The sequence below is a fragment of the Caballeronia sp. genome (assembly GCF_028292365.1).
Taxonomy (GTDB): Bacteria; Pseudomonadota; Gammaproteobacteria; order Burkholderiales; family Burkholderiaceae; genus Caballeronia.
The window spans coordinates 1-13,457 of record NZ_JAQGMM010000545.1 but is presented as its reverse complement, the minus strand read 5'-3'; the positions used below and the strand labels follow the sequence as shown (position 1 = coordinate 13,457).

Genomic DNA, 13,457 nt, shown 5'->3' with positions numbered 1-13,457 from the left:
CGGCGACCGCTCACCTTTTATCTCGCTCGGGCAACCGTCGCACGTGAAGGGGAAGGTGGCGCGGAACGCTTCGAAGCGCTCTGGAACGAACGGCCCGCGCTGCGTCGATCGGTGCGTCTAATGACGGCCGTGTGGGGACTCGGCCTGACTGGCGAGAATGCGCTTCGAAGCTGGCTGGCATGGCATTGGCCGATCGAGCGTTTCCTGGTCGCCTCGCCGTTCATCGGTTCTGGCATTTATGGCGCGCGGACGGTATGGACGCTGATGTATCGCAAGAAGCTGCAGCGGCGAGCTACAGTCGCGCCTACGGCGGCTGCTCGTCCATAGCGCAGTGGGTCGCCCCGGCCCTGCAGAGTTCTACACATGCGATGGTCGATCCGCAAACCCGTCGGTCGTCGCGTTGCCTTCCGTCCTGGGCGCCACTGAAACACCATCCGCTCCGCTGAACACCGCCGGCCTTTCCACGCTCCCCAATGCAAAACGCGCCTCTAGCCGTTCCGGCCAGAGGCGCGCATCGATCAGAACCGCAAAGCTTCACGCTGCCTGCTGCTGATACTGGATCCGATGAAGGTTCGCATACAGCCCGTTGTGGCGCAGCAGCTCGGCATGGCTGCCCTGTTCGGCGATTTTCCCCGCGTCCATTACCAGGATCCTGTCGGCACGTTCAATGGTCGAAAGGCGGTGAGCAATCACCAGCGTCGTGCGCCCCTTCATCAGCGTTTCCAGGGCTTCCTGCACATGCCGTTCGGACTCGGAATCAAGCGCGGACGTCGCTTCGTCGAGGATAAGAATGGGCGCGTCCTTGTAGATCGCCCGAGCAATAGCCAGCCGCTGCCGCTGCCCGCCTGACAAGCGCATGCCGTTGCCACCCACACGCGTGTCCACGCCTTCGGGCATGGCCGCGACGACATCGGCGAGATTCGCCGCAGCCAGCGCGGCCATTACCCGCTCGCGATCCGGCGTCTGGCCGTACGCGACATTGGCGGCGATGGTGTCGTTGAAGAGCACCACGTCCTGGCTCACCATCGCCATTTGTCCGCGCAGATCGTGCAGGCTGTACTCGGTGAGCGGCACGCCGTCGACCAGCACGGCACCGCTGGCGGGATCGAAGAAACGCGGCAACAGGTTGACCAGCGTGGTCTTGCCGCTGCCCGATGCACCGGCCAGCGCCACCATTTCTCCCGGGGCGATCTTGAACGAAATCGCGTCGAGCGTGGGTGTCCCGGCCGATCCATAACTGAACGACACTTCGCGGAACTCCACCTCGCCGCTGGCGCGCACGAGCGGCCGGCCGCCGCCTTCGGGCTCGGCCGGTTCATCGATCAGGCCGAAGATCAGTTCCGCCGCCGTCATGCCGCGCTGCAGCGGCTGGTTGATATCGATCAGGTGCTTGAGCGGCGAGATCACCAGCAGCATGGACGTGACGAACGCCACAAAACCGCCGACGGTGGTCTGGTCATTCGCCGACTGCACCACGGCAATGGTGATCACGATGGCGAGTGCAATCGATGCCAAAAACTGCGTAAGCGGCTGCGCGAGACCACCCGACACCGTCATGCGCATCTGATAGCCGCGCAGGCGATTGCTCATTTCGGTGAACCGGTCGTTTTCGTAGCGCTGGCCGTTGTGGACCTTGACGACCTTATAACCGCCTACCGTCTCTTCCACGATGTACGACAGCTCGTTCGTCAACAACTGCGATTCGCGGTTAAGCCGCCGCAACCGCCGATTGATCTTGCTGACCAGCCAGCCGATAGCGGGCAGGATCACCGCGATCACCAGCGTCAGCCGCCAGTTGAGAATGAACAGGTATCCCAGCAGAAAGATAACAGTGAGCGAATCACGCACGAGCGTGACGACCACGCTCTGGAGCACGTTGAGGATCTGGTTCACCTCGAACACGATGGCGTTGATGATCGTGCTGGCCGTTTCCCGCTGGAAGAAACCGGCGCTGGTGTGGATCATCCGATCGAACATCTTCAGGCGCAGTTCGAGCAGGATCTTGTTGGTGACATAGGCGAGCAAGTAGCCTGACGCGTATTGCGCGCCACCTCGCACGACCGCGAGGCCGACGACCGCGGCCGGCACGATCCACTTGGCGCTGGCGCTGCCCTTCGCGCCGAAGCCGTGATCAAGCAGCGGCTTGAGCAGCATCGGAATGCCCGCCTCGCTTGCGGCGACGAAACCCATTGCAATAAGGCCGAGCGCAACAATCCAGATCAGGGGGCGGATGTACGGCCAGAGCCGGCTCATCACGGCGGCGGGCGACGTGGTCTCCCCGCTGCCGATCGTTTTGCTCAGGGTTGGCTTTTGACTCAAAAGAGGTCCTTAATCGTGAATCCGGGAATCCGTGGATCGGACGGCGGACGGAGCAGGACTGAACCTGCGCCCGGGCGACTCTGGGCGCGCTAAACCGCGCCGACACGGCAAACCGGTATTGTAATGCGCCGGGACTCTTTGTCTCATTAAGAGGCTTGTCGGGGAGAATGCCGCAGCAAGGTCGAGTTGCGGCCTCTACTGCTGCTGCGACACAGCCCCTCGCGCCGGCGCAACCCGCCCCGCCAGGCGCTCGCCACGACCGAGCAGGAACCCTGAAAAACACCAGAAAGCGAGCGCGGTGGTCTGCCACATGAAGTCGTCGGTGAAATTCTTTGCAATCATTCCGATGACCAGCGCCATGCCCGCCGAACTCAGCCAGGGCACCACATGCCGCAGCCGCCAGAAACGCCAGATCAACGCAATCAGCAGCGCGGCCTCCAGCACCACACCTACTATTCCCGTCTCCAGCCAGGTATTCAAAAATAGATTGTGCGCATGCGTCAGCGCCTGCGGTTCCGTCTCCAGTAACGCAGGTGGTATTTCGCTTTGAAATACCCGCCCCGGCAACGGCTTGCCGAAACCAATGCCCGTCCAGGTATGCGCTTCACCTTCCCGGCCGTAGAACGCCCACAGTTTGGGACGCGTATCGGAAGACATGACGTCCCCAATGCCCGCCAGTGCCTTGGGGACATACACCTGGTCCCCACCCACTGTCAGCTCCCGTGCAGCCGCCTTCGGCATGGCATGGCCGTAACGCATCCGCGCGCTTAGCTCAAGCGTGCCCACCGCAGCCACGCAGATCACCGCCACGCACACGCCCGCGATCACCAGATGCTTGCGGTAGAGCGGGTAGCACGCAACCACAAGCGTCACGGCCGCGGCGGGCCAGAAGAACCGGTTGAGCGTCGCCAGCCCGATGACAAGAGCCAGCACCAGTCCGCTCAGGGCGACCGGCCACCAGCGGCGATTCAGCATCAGGCCGGTGAAGAGCGTCATCGAAAAGATGGCGAGTGTGCTCGTGTGGCCGACGCGGTTGTAATAGTGGAGAAGGATGTCTGAGGGATTCGTGGGCGGCTGCAAACGGCCCCAGTAATACAGGCTGCCGGCGGCCAGCAGCACGCAGGCCACCCAGTTGATCAACACCATCCACTCGGGTTTCGTCGTGCGCGTGCCGATCAGCCAGAACGCGAAGAACGACACCAGCGGATACAGCACTTCGTCGAGCCATGCGTGCATGCTGTCGCGCGGATACGGTGACCATGCGATCGACGCCAGCGCCCACGCACTCCAGATAACGATAGGCCACAGCAACGGCCAGTGCAGCGGCGACGGCCGCTGCGAAGAACAAGCCGCGGCAAGTGTGCCGATACCTACCAGTCCCAGCGCCATGTTCTCGAGCGCGGTCATATGGGCGAACATCGCGACAAACATAATCACTGGACACGCCACCCACAGAACGCGTTCCACCTGCTTGCACGTCTTCGTCATTGCACTCCCGGAAGGACCGTCTGCAAGCTGTTGCAGACGACCTCAAGCGAAATAAATCCCATGCAGTCCGCATGGTCACCACGCCACGCGACGCACGTCTTCGTGTTGCGGTCACAGCGGCGAGCCCAGGCCACGTGCCGTCTGAAGATATCTTGTTGATTGCGGCACGGCATGTCCGCGATAGTAACCGGCATGAACGGTGCATCGCGCCAGTAATTTCCCGCGCCGTGTATCAACGCGTTACCAGGGCCGAATAATGTAACTGTCGGCACGCCGGTCAGACGCCCGAGGTGCGCTACGCCCGTATCAGGACAGACAATCGCGCGCGCGCCTGCGAACAGATGCCACACCTGTCCCAGATCGATCCGGCCCGCGAAATTCGGGTAACGGCCATCGGGATCAATGACATCGATCAGCGCCGTCTCGCTCGGTCCGCCACTCCACACAGGCGTGAACCCGCGTGCTTCGACAAACGCCGCCAGCGCTCGCCAGCGTTCATCGGGCCAGCGCTTGACCTCGGTGCTCGCGCCTGGATGTAACACCACGTAAGGACTTCGCAACACGCGCGCGTCGGGTTCTGAAAACCCGGCGGGCGCAGGCGCCGGCCAGTCGCTCAGCCGATACGGCCGCGGCGGTGGCCCGGCCACCAGTTCGGCCGCAAGATCCGCCCATGCAGCGGGTGCATCGGGATACGGCACGGCTTCGTCAAGCGGCACGTTTTTCCAGGCCGGCTTGTCCGCAGCATGTCCGACGATCCATCGGCACCCGGCCGCCAGCGCAAGCCACGCGTGTCGATTATCCCCGGCCACGATGCCAAGATCGTACGGCCCCGAACGCAGCACCGCATTGACCGAGCGGAAGTCGCGCGGGTCGAAGGGAATAATGTCGATGCCAAACGGCCGACCCGCATAGAGCGGCACGATCGGCTTGGGACAGGTCAGCACGATCCGCGCGTCAGGATATTGCGCGCGAAGTTTCGCAACGAGCGGCGTGAGCAAGAGCGTGTCGCCGAGCAGCAAATGATGCGCAATCAGGATGCGCTTCAAGACTTGAGGCTTGCGGCGCAGCGGCTTCAACGCCAGCCGGGGCAACGCGCGGGCAAAGATGCGCACGCGTCCGGAAAGTCGGCTCATTCGGGTGGCGTTCCTACGTGAAATCGAGATTATGCCGGTTGGTGGTGGTGAGCCCAGGTTTTCCGGGTTTTCATAGTCGCCATACTACGAGACCTGCCGCGCCGATGACATCAAGCGGCAGGCTCGACTTCACATCGGCGAATACGGCGCCGGGTTTCGCCAGCGCCAGCAAGGCGTCAGTCTTCTCCAGAAACTCGCGATGCGGAACCGCCAGCACGATCAGGTCGGCGGGTTCCAGTGCGTCGAAACCCGTCAGCGTCACGCCGTATTCATCGAAGGCTTCCACGGCATCGGCGAGCGGATCGTGAAGCTGAACCTCGAGCCCGTAGTCTTGCAGGTGATGCACGATATCGATGACTTTCGAATTGCGCAAATCCGGACAATTTTCCTTGAACGTCAGCCCAAGGACCACCGCCTTTGCACGCAGCGGCGCGCGCCCGGTCCGGATCAGCGTCTTCACGGCGCGATCGGCCACGAAACGGCCCATGCCGTCGTTCACGCGCCGGCCGGCGAGGATCAGTTGGGGCGTATAACCGGAGACCTGCGCCTTGTGCGTCAGGTAATACGGATCCACGCCAATGCAATGTCCGCCCACCAGTCCTGGCGTGAAATCCAGGAAGTTCCATTTGGTGCCGGCGGCGTCCAGAACTTCGCGTGTGTCGATGTCGAGATAATCGAAGATGATGGCCGCCTCGTTCATCAGCGCAATATTCAGGTCGCGCTGCGTATTCTCGATGACCTTCGCGGCCTCGGCCACCTTGATCGAACCGGCACGGTACACACCGGCCGTCACCACCGAGCCATAGACCTTCGCCACCAGATCAAGCGTTTCGGCATCCGACCCGGACACAATCTTCACGATATTGCGAAACGTATGCTGCTTGTCGCCGGGATTGATGCGCTCCGGACTGTAGCCAACCGTGAAATCCATCCCCAGCTTGAGGCCCGATTCACGCTCGAGGATCGGGATGCAAATTTCCTCGGTGACGCCGGGATAGACCGTCGATTCGTACACGACCACGTCGCCGCGTTTGAGCGCCCGGCCAACCGTCTCGGATGCCTGCTTCACCGGCATCAGGTCCGGCTGCGCGCCCGAGCTGATTGGCGTAGGCACCGCGACAATATGAAAATTGGCTTGCCGGAGCACGTCGATGCTATCGGTGAGCTCGAGGTGAGCCGCGGCCAGTTCCTCCTGGCGAACTTCGCCATTGCGATCGAGGCCCGCACACAGTTCGGCTAGCCGGGCCGGACTCGTATCGAACCCGATCGTGCGGCGTTGCAGGCCGAATGCAATGGCGACCGGCAAACCCACATAGCCCAGACCAATGACGGAGACGTGGCGATCATGCATGGTAATAAGTACTCGCAATGGTCAGGACGGGCATGCCCGAAGGCCACTCCCGGCAGATCAGCAAGGGACGGGCCAACCGCTGGCAGGCCGTCATTTGATTTTCAGATACAGGCGGCTGAGAAGCGGCCGGCTATGCACCCACAAGCGACTTTTCAGCCACGCGGCCGGCTTGTCGCGCACGTCCAGCCGCAAGATGCGCGCCGGATTGCCATGACGCGGGTTGGTGCCGGGTTCAACGGTGTAGAGATGGCGAAAACCCGCCGCGTGCGCTTCTTCTACGTAGTCGGTATCGAAATAGCCTTGCGGCCAGCACAGATGATCCGATACATCCCCAAGATGATGCGCGAGTGCCGCCCGTGCCTGCAGCAGGTCGTCGCGCAGGCTCGAGCGCTTGGTGGATGCATTGGCGCTCACGCGGTCCCAGCGCGTATGGGTGTGCGTGTGGCTGTGAAACTCGAACGTCCCGGCTTGACGCATTACATCGATTTCCGACCAGCGCATGACAGCCCGGTCGCTCTCACCGGCCTCGATCGCCGCTTTCGCTGCCGAGTGGCCTAGCAGGTCCGGTAGGTCCGGTAGGTTCCTGGCGGAAGTTGAAGCCAGCGCGTTCGGACGCACAGGGCCGCTATTTACCCAGCCCGACACCAGGAATCCGAGCGCTGTAAAACCGTATTTGGCGAGCACTGGATGCGCGTGAACCCAGTTGTCGAGATACCCGTCGTCGAAGGTGAGTACGACCGACTTCGCCGGCACAGGCTCGCCCGCCAGATATGCGCTGAACGCCTGCGCGCCGAGCGTGGTGTAACCCTCGCGCGCGAGCATGGCCATCTGGTCCGCGAAATGTACGGGCGACACCGTCACCGCACCCGCCGCCGGACTCACGTGGTGATACATCAACACGGGCACGGCGCGCGCGGTGCTCAACGTCGTACTCATGCAGCGCCTCGCTCGCTCAGGCTGCTTTGATAAAACGCGGCCGTCTCGTTTGCCATGGTATCGACGGAAAAGCGCGTCTGCGTGATCCGCAAACCGGCTTCACCCATGCGGCGGCGTTCGTCCGGAGCATCGACCAGGCGCAGCAGCGCGGCGGCCAGCGCGGGGTCGTCGTGCGCGGGCACGAGCAGGCCGTTCACGCCGTCATCGATCACTTCCGGCACGCCATCCACCGCCGTTCCGATCACCGGAAGGCCTGCCGCCATTGCCTCGATGAACGACGTGCCCAGCGCCTCTTGATGAGTCGGCAGCACAAACAGGTCGAAGCCCGCCAAGACGTTGGGAATATCGCGGCGCAGGCCGAGTAAATGGATGTGACCCGCAAGCCCTTGCGCTTGAACGTTCGCGCGAATTTCGTCGAAGAGCGGACCGTCGCCGGCGAAGACAAAATGCAGGTTCGGCCGCTGTTCGATCAACGGCCTCGCGACGCGGATCAGATCGGGATGACCCTTCTTGTCGCGCATGATGGCCACCGTGCCCGCGATCACGGCGTCCTCGCCAAGACCCAGTTCAGCGCGCAACGTGGAACTCACGCGGCTCACCGGCTGCGACTTGACGATGCCCGTATAGATCGTGACGATATCCTTCTGCGGCACGCCCTCGGAGACCAGATAACGCATCACCGACTGGCTGACCGCCACCACCTTGTGCGGGAGCCACGTGTAGGTCGCCCGCGACGTGATGGCGAGCGCCAGATGCCGGGTCCGCACGATCAGCGGTGTGCCCGAGAGCCGCGCGGCGGCGCCGCCGAGCAGGCTGTCGCGGCCACTGTGGGTGTTTAGTACATCGAAGCGGCCCTGCTTGAGAATGTGCCGCATATGCGCAACCGCGTTGATGTCGGCCCCTGAACGCATGGGCGTGGTGTGGACCGTGAAGCCTTCAGCCCCAAGACGCTCGCCGAGCCGTGCACCCGGCACGCAGACGAGTTCGAGCGTATGACCGCGTTCGCGCAGCGCGAGCATTTCCTTGAACGTCCGATGTTCCTGACCGCCCCACCCGTTGGACGATTCGCTGTGCAGAATTCTCAGCGGTTTCATTACTATGGCGAACTCCGAATGAATCTTGGTAGTGTCAACGTGGATGGTGCCGAAATCGGATGCGGCTTGGGGACCCGCGTTTCGCGTGTTTCGTGCGCTGTGTCAGTGAGTCGGTGAGCTGAATCTCCCGCGTCAAGCTACTCACGTTTGCATGCTCGCGTTGCGTCCTTTCCGGCGATGCATTCCGTCTCGCGGCCGTTCGCGGTTTTCGGACTCGTGGCCGGCCGCCCACGGCACGCAGTCATTGGTCTGGTATAACGGTGGCCGGGCGGCCAGGATTGATGCGCAACGCGTATGGCGTGAATTCACCCGGCCTCGCCAAGCTTGGCAGTCCCTGTTACGGACGAGACAAGCCGGAGACAGCGACTATAAACGCAGCAGTCACCGCTGAAACTTTTCGCATCAAATTATAGCAATTCGCATACCCCACGCTTAAGCCCCATGACTCGTCAAACGCTCGGTATTGCCCTCATTACCTTCAATGCAGCCGCACGCCTCGCGCAGTGTCTCGAAGCGGTTTCCTTCGCCGATGAAATCGTCGTGATCGACGGCGGCAGTACCGACGCAACCGTGGGCATAGCGGAGGCGCATCGTGCGCGCGTGATCGAGGCGCGCGACTGGCCGGGGTTCGGGCCGCAGAAAAATCGTGCGCTCGATGCGCTCACGACCGACTGGGTGTTATCCATCGACGCCGACGAAGTGGTCTCGCCGGAACTGGGCGCCGCGATCCGTGCGGCGCTCTCGAAGCCGCAAGCCGAGGTTTACGCGGTCGACCGGCTATCGAATTTTTGCGGACAATGGGTGCGGCACAGCGGCTGGTATCCGGACTGGATTCCGCGTTTGTTCAAACGCGGGTCAGCCCGTTTCTCCGATGACCTCGTGCACGAGCGTCTGGTGCTGATCAACCCGGATGCTGCCAAGGTCGCGCGTCTGCAGGGCAAGCTGATGCACTATTCCTACGAGGATTTTGAGACCGTCTTGCGCAAGATGGATAACTATTCCACGGCCGGGGCGCGTCAACGGCACGCAGCGGGCAAACGCGGCAGCCTGGCTACGGCGGTGCTGCGGGGGGCGTGGGCCTTTGTTCGTACCTACCTTCTGCGACGCGGCTTTCTCGACGGCCGCGCGGGTTTCATGATTGCCGTGTTCAATGCGCAGACCGTGTATTACCGGTTTCTCAAGCTCTCTGAACTGAACCGGATGCGCTGACAGGCTTGTCGGCAACTATGCGCTCGGCGAGCGCCAGCAATGCTGAAATGTGCGCGGCAATGCTGGTGTCGTACAGGATGGATGCTGCCGTCACGTTGGTATTTTTTGCATCCAGTGCACGACGGACGGCGTGCCGCAGGCCATCTGTATCGCCCGGTTTGAAGGTAAATTTTGCGTTGTCCGCAATCGCGCTGCAACAGCCTACGCTGGTTGGAAAAATCACCGGCGTGCCGCACATCACGGATTCGATACCGACCAGCCCGAACGGCTCGTACTTTGAGGCCAGCACGGTGAAATCCGCAGCACGATAAGCATCCTCGATATTCTTCGCATAACCGATATAGCGCAGTTGCCCGGAGGTCTGCGCGGGCGGCCGCCCCGCGACCGCGACAACCACCGGCAGGCCGCTGTCACGCAGCGCGGCCTCGATCAGCGGCAAACCCTTGCGCTCGTGGCTGCTCGACGGAAACAGCAGCACGATTTCTTGATCGGCGAAACCAAAGCGCTTGCGCAGTTCGCTACGTTTCTCGTGCGACACGGGAGAAAACCGCGCGCCGTCGACCGGCGGATAAAGTACGCGGATTTTTGAGTCGGCCACGCCATAGAGTGAGCGCAATTCGTTGCGCATCATGTCCGAGTGGGCGACGATTACGCTGGCTTGCTGGTACTGCAAACGCTCAAGCACGATCTGGCGGCTGTCCGAGCGCCGCTCACGCCGGCCGGTCGCGGCGAGAAAGCCGATATGCGTACCACCGCAAACCGCTATCTCGGAGGACTCCACACGGTTGCAGCCAATCAGCAGATCTACGCGTGCCTTCTTGCGCGCCCGTTTGAGCGCCCAGTTGTAATACGTGTCGCGCAGTCTGGAAGGCAGGAACGACACATTGATCCGGCGTGCGTCGACCATCTGGCTTTCGGGCTGCGACGGATCGATCTTGCGTGCGAAAAACACTGGCTTGCGCTCGCCGGTGAAGCCAGCCGCGTTGAGCCCCCGAATCAGGTCCAGCGCGTAACGCTCCAGTCCGCCGCTGAGTTTCAGCGCATTCGCGGAGATCGCAACTTTCATCCCGGCGCGCATCAATACACAATTTCGATTGAGCTTCCCGCGAATTCGCCGCGCAAGGCCGTAATGAGATCGTCGGTCGGCTTGACCCGCCATGCATCGCCGAGCCGCACTTCACCCTCCGCATGCTCGCTGCGATACACAATGCTCACGTTCAGGCCATTCGGGATATGCACCGGTTGCCGTTGACCGCGGCCGCCGTCACGATCACCGCCTCCTCGCGAGCCTCCGCGCGACGGCGCCTGCACCGCTGCCGGCGGTGCCGCCTGTTCAGGCGGCGCGCAATAGGCTTCCAGCACTTTCTTAAGCCGCAGCGAGTCGGCATTGCCGTTCATTTCCACCTTCACCGCCTGCGCATATCGGCTGCGTGAGCGTTCGAGATCCATGGCCGCTTCCACCGTAAAACGGATGCCGCCGGTGAACGCGTCGTTGCGTGCCTGTCCCTGCACGACCAGCAACTCGTCTTCCTTGTAGAGCGCCTTGTTCGCTTCGAACTGCTCGTTGTACACGGTCACTTCGCACTGGCCGGTGCCGTCGTCCAGATTCACGATCAGCATCTTCCCGCGCTGGGTCATCTGGGTGCGCATGGTGGTGATCACGCCTGCAACAAGCTTGTCGCGCCCTTCCTTCAATTCGCCGATCTTCTGGCGCACGAAGCGCCGCACTTCGGTCTTGTACGCGTCGAACAGATGGCCCGACAGATAGAAACCCAGCGCGCTCTTCTCTTCCTGCAAACGCTTCTTGTCCGACCACATGGGTTCGTCGAGAAGGTCGTGGCCCTGCTGCGGTTCGTCGCCCATGTCGAAGAGACCGGACTGCATGGCGTTGGCCGCGGCTTGATCGGCCGCTTCCATTGCAAGAGCCACCGATGCGATCAATTGCGCGCGGTTTTCGTGCAGCGAGTCGAACGCGCCGGCACGGATCAGCGCTTCAACCGTGCGCCGATTCACCATGCGCCGATCCACCCGCATGCAGAAGTCGAAAAGATCGGTGAACGGCGCTTCTTCCCGCGCGCGCAAGATTTCTTCGATAGCGCTCTGCCCGCTTCCCTTCACCGCGCCAAGGCCATATCGAATGGTCTTCGAGCGCGTGCCGTTAGCTTCGGCCACCGGCTCGAACCGGTACGCCGACTGGTTGATGTCCGGAGGCAACACGGCCATCTTGTTGGACAGACAATCCTCGAACAGGATCTTGACCTTGTCCGTGTCGTCCATGGCGAGCGACATATTCGCCGCCATGAATTCCGCTGGATGATGCGCCTTGAGCCACGCCGTGAAATACGCGAGCAACGCATAAGCGGCCGCGTGTGACTTGTTGAAACCGTAGCCCGCGAACTTCTCCATCAAGTCGAAGATTTCGTCGGCTTTCGTTGCGGTCAGTCCATTCTTCGCTGCGCCCTGCCGGAACAGTTCGCGATGCTCGGCCATTTCCTCGGCCTTCTTCTTCCCCATCGCGCGACGCAGCAAGTCGGCGCCACCGAGCGAATATCCGCCGATGATCTGCGCCATCTGCATCACCTGCTCCTGATAGACCATGATGCCGTAGGTCTCTTTCAGGACCGATTCCACACGCGGATCGGGATACTCGACGATCTCGCGGCCGTGCTTACGCGCGCAGAAGCTCGGGATCAGGTCCATTGGACCCGGCCGGTACAACGCCACGAGCGCGATGATGTCCTCGAACCGGTCAGGCTGCGCGTCCTTCAGCATGCCCTGCATGCCGCGGCTTTCCAGCTGAAACACAGCAACCGTATTGGCTTTCTTGAGGATCTGGAACGAAGCCGGGTCGTCAAGCGGGACCTGCGACAAGTTCCAGTCTTTCTTCGAAGGATCCAGGCGGCGGATGTACCGCTCGGCCCAATCGAGAATGGTGAGCGTAGTCAAACCCAAGAAGTCGAACTTCACCAGCCCGACCGCTTCCACGTCGTCCTTGTCATACTGGCTAACCACGCCGCCGTCTTCGCCCTGCGTATAAAGCGGGCAAAAATCCGTGAGCTTGCCGGGCGCAATCAACACGCCGCCCGCGTGCATGCCGACGTTACGCGTCAGCCCTTCCACGCGCTGCGCGAGCTCAATCAGCTGATGCACTTCGTCTTCGTTGTCGAAGCGCTCCTGCAGCGTAGGCTCTTCCTTCAGCGCGTCCGCGATGGTCACGTGCTTGCCCGGCTTGAACGGGATCAGCTTGGCAATGCCGTCGGTGAACATGTAGCCGAGATCGAGCACCCGGCCAATGTCGCGCACGGCCGCCTTCGCCGCCATCGTGCCGAAGGTCGCGATCTGCGACACGGCGTCCGCGCCATACTTCTGTTTCACGTACTGAATGACGCGGTCCCGCCCTTCCTGACAGAAGTCGATGTCGAAGTCAGGCATGGACACGCGGTCCGGGTTCAGGAAACGTTCGAACAGCAGGTTGTACTTGAGCGGGTCGAGGTCGGTAATGAACAGCGCGTACGCGACCAGCGAACCGGCGCCCGATCCCCGGCCTGGACCGACCGGCACGCCATTGTTCTTCGCCCACATGATGAAGTCGGCGACGATCAGGAAGTAACCCGGAAAGCCCATGCCGATAATCGTCTTGCACTCGAATTCCAGACGCGCGTAATAGGTCTCGCGCTGCGCTTCGCGTGCGGCTTCGTCGGGATAAAGCTGCGCGAGCCGGACCTCGAGCCCGTCTTTCGACAACTGCACGAGATAGTCGTCGAGCGACATGCCGTCGGGCGTCGGGAACAGCGGCAGTTTCGGCTTGCCGAGCTCGAGCTTCAGGTTGCAGCGCTTCGCGATCTCCACGGTGTTCGCCAGCGCCGACGGAAGGTCCGCGAACAGCGCGCACATCTCGTCTTGCGTGCGGAAATATTGCTCGGTCGT

10 protein-coding genes are annotated in these 13,457 nt (G+C 62.1%); 2 read left to right on the top strand and 8 right to left on the bottom strand.

Annotated features, from left to right (window positions below; translation table 11 throughout):
- The coding region (locus tag JWR14_RS32010) for a VC0807 family protein (RefSeq protein WP_299717461.1) at window positions 1-327 on the top strand (327 nt) is incomplete at its 5' end.
- A gap of 207 nt (window positions 328-534) precedes the next feature.
- Here JWR14_RS32010 and msbA read toward each other — a convergent pair.
- The 6 genes from msbA to JWR14_RS31980 form a co-directional block, all read right to left on the bottom strand.
- Entirely contained in the window at window positions 535-2,253 is a 1,719-nt protein-coding gene (gene msbA / locus JWR14_RS32005; protein WP_299717463.1) for a lipid A export permease/ATP-binding protein MsbA, read from the bottom strand.
- Window positions 2,254-2,514: 261 nt separating this feature from the next.
- Window positions 2,515-3,807, bottom strand: coding sequence for an O-antigen ligase family protein (locus JWR14_RS32000; protein ID WP_299717459.1), 1,293 nt, complete (start codon window positions 3,805-3,807; stop codon window positions 2,515-2,517).
- Window positions 3,804-4,940, bottom strand: coding sequence for a glycosyltransferase family 9 protein (locus tag JWR14_RS31995; RefSeq protein WP_299717457.1), 1,137 nt, complete (start codon window positions 4,938-4,940; stop codon window positions 3,804-3,806). Before JWR14_RS31995 ends, JWR14_RS32000 begins: the two co-directional genes overlap by 4 nt.
- 70 nt (window positions 4,941-5,010) lie before the next feature.
- Window positions 5,011-6,291, bottom strand: a complete 1,281-nt coding sequence (locus JWR14_RS31990; RefSeq protein ID WP_299717455.1) for a nucleotide sugar dehydrogenase — start codon at window positions 6,289-6,291, stop codon at window positions 5,011-5,013.
- Window positions 6,292-6,381: 90 nt separating this feature from the next.
- Window positions 6,382-7,227, bottom strand: coding sequence for a polysaccharide deacetylase family protein (locus JWR14_RS31985; protein WP_299717453.1), 846 nt, complete (start codon window positions 7,225-7,227; stop codon window positions 6,382-6,384).
- A complete protein-coding gene (locus JWR14_RS31980) occupies window positions 7,224-8,321 on the bottom strand; it encodes a glycosyltransferase (RefSeq protein ID WP_299717451.1) in 1,098 nt (365 codons plus the stop codon). Before JWR14_RS31980 ends, JWR14_RS31985 begins: the two co-directional genes overlap by 4 nt.
- A gap of 441 nt (window positions 8,322-8,762) precedes the next feature.
- Here JWR14_RS31980 and JWR14_RS31975 point away from each other — a divergent pair, with 441 nt between their 5' ends.
- Window positions 8,763-9,530 (top strand): glycosyltransferase family 2 protein, encoded by a 768-nt coding sequence (locus JWR14_RS31975; protein WP_299717449.1) that lies wholly within the window; start codon window positions 8,763-8,765, stop codon window positions 9,528-9,530.
- Here the strand turns inward: JWR14_RS31975 and JWR14_RS31970 are convergent.
- Together JWR14_RS31970 and dnaE are read right to left on the bottom strand one after the other, a co-directional pair.
- The gene (locus tag JWR14_RS31970; RefSeq protein ID WP_299717447.1) at window positions 9,499-10,596 is read right to left on the bottom strand and encodes a glycosyltransferase family 4 protein; all 1,098 of its coding nucleotides are present in this window, start codon (window positions 10,594-10,596) and stop codon (window positions 9,499-9,501) included. The genes JWR14_RS31975 and JWR14_RS31970 overlap by 32 nt on opposite strands.
- 11 nt (window positions 10,597-10,607) lie before the next feature.
- Window positions 10,608-13,457 (bottom strand): DNA polymerase III subunit alpha (gene dnaE / locus JWR14_RS31965; protein ID WP_299717421.1); only part of this gene is annotated, 2,850 nt, incomplete at its 5' end.

Coding starts and splice junctions, on each gene's coding strand:
- JWR14_RS31995 (WP_299717457.1), bottom strand. CDS start 4,940: ATGAGCCGACTTTCCGGACGCGTGCGCATCTTTGCCCGCGCGTTGCCC.
- JWR14_RS31990 (WP_299717455.1), bottom strand. CDS start 6,291: ATGCATGATCGCCACGTCTCCGTCATTGGTCTGGGCTATGTGGGTTTG.
- JWR14_RS32000 (WP_299717459.1), bottom strand. CDS start 3,807: ATGACGAAGACGTGCAAGCAGGTGGAACGCGTTCTGTGGGTGGCGTGT.
- JWR14_RS31975 (WP_299717449.1), top strand. CDS start 8,763: ATGACTCGTCAAACGCTCGGTATTGCCCTCATTACCTTCAATGCAGCC.
- msbA (WP_299717463.1), bottom strand. CDS start 2,253: ATGAGCCGGCTCTGGCCGTACATCCGCCCCCTGATCTGGATTGTTGCG.
- JWR14_RS31970 (WP_299717447.1), bottom strand. CDS start 10,596: ATGAAAGTTGCGATCTCCGCGAATGCGCTGAAACTCAGCGGCGGACTG.
- JWR14_RS31985 (WP_299717453.1), bottom strand. CDS start 7,227: ATGAGTACGACGTTGAGCACCGCGCGCGCCGTGCCCGTGTTGATGTAT.
- JWR14_RS31980 (WP_299717451.1), bottom strand. CDS start 8,321: ATGAAACCGCTGAGAATTCTGCACAGCGAATCGTCCAACGGGTGGGGC.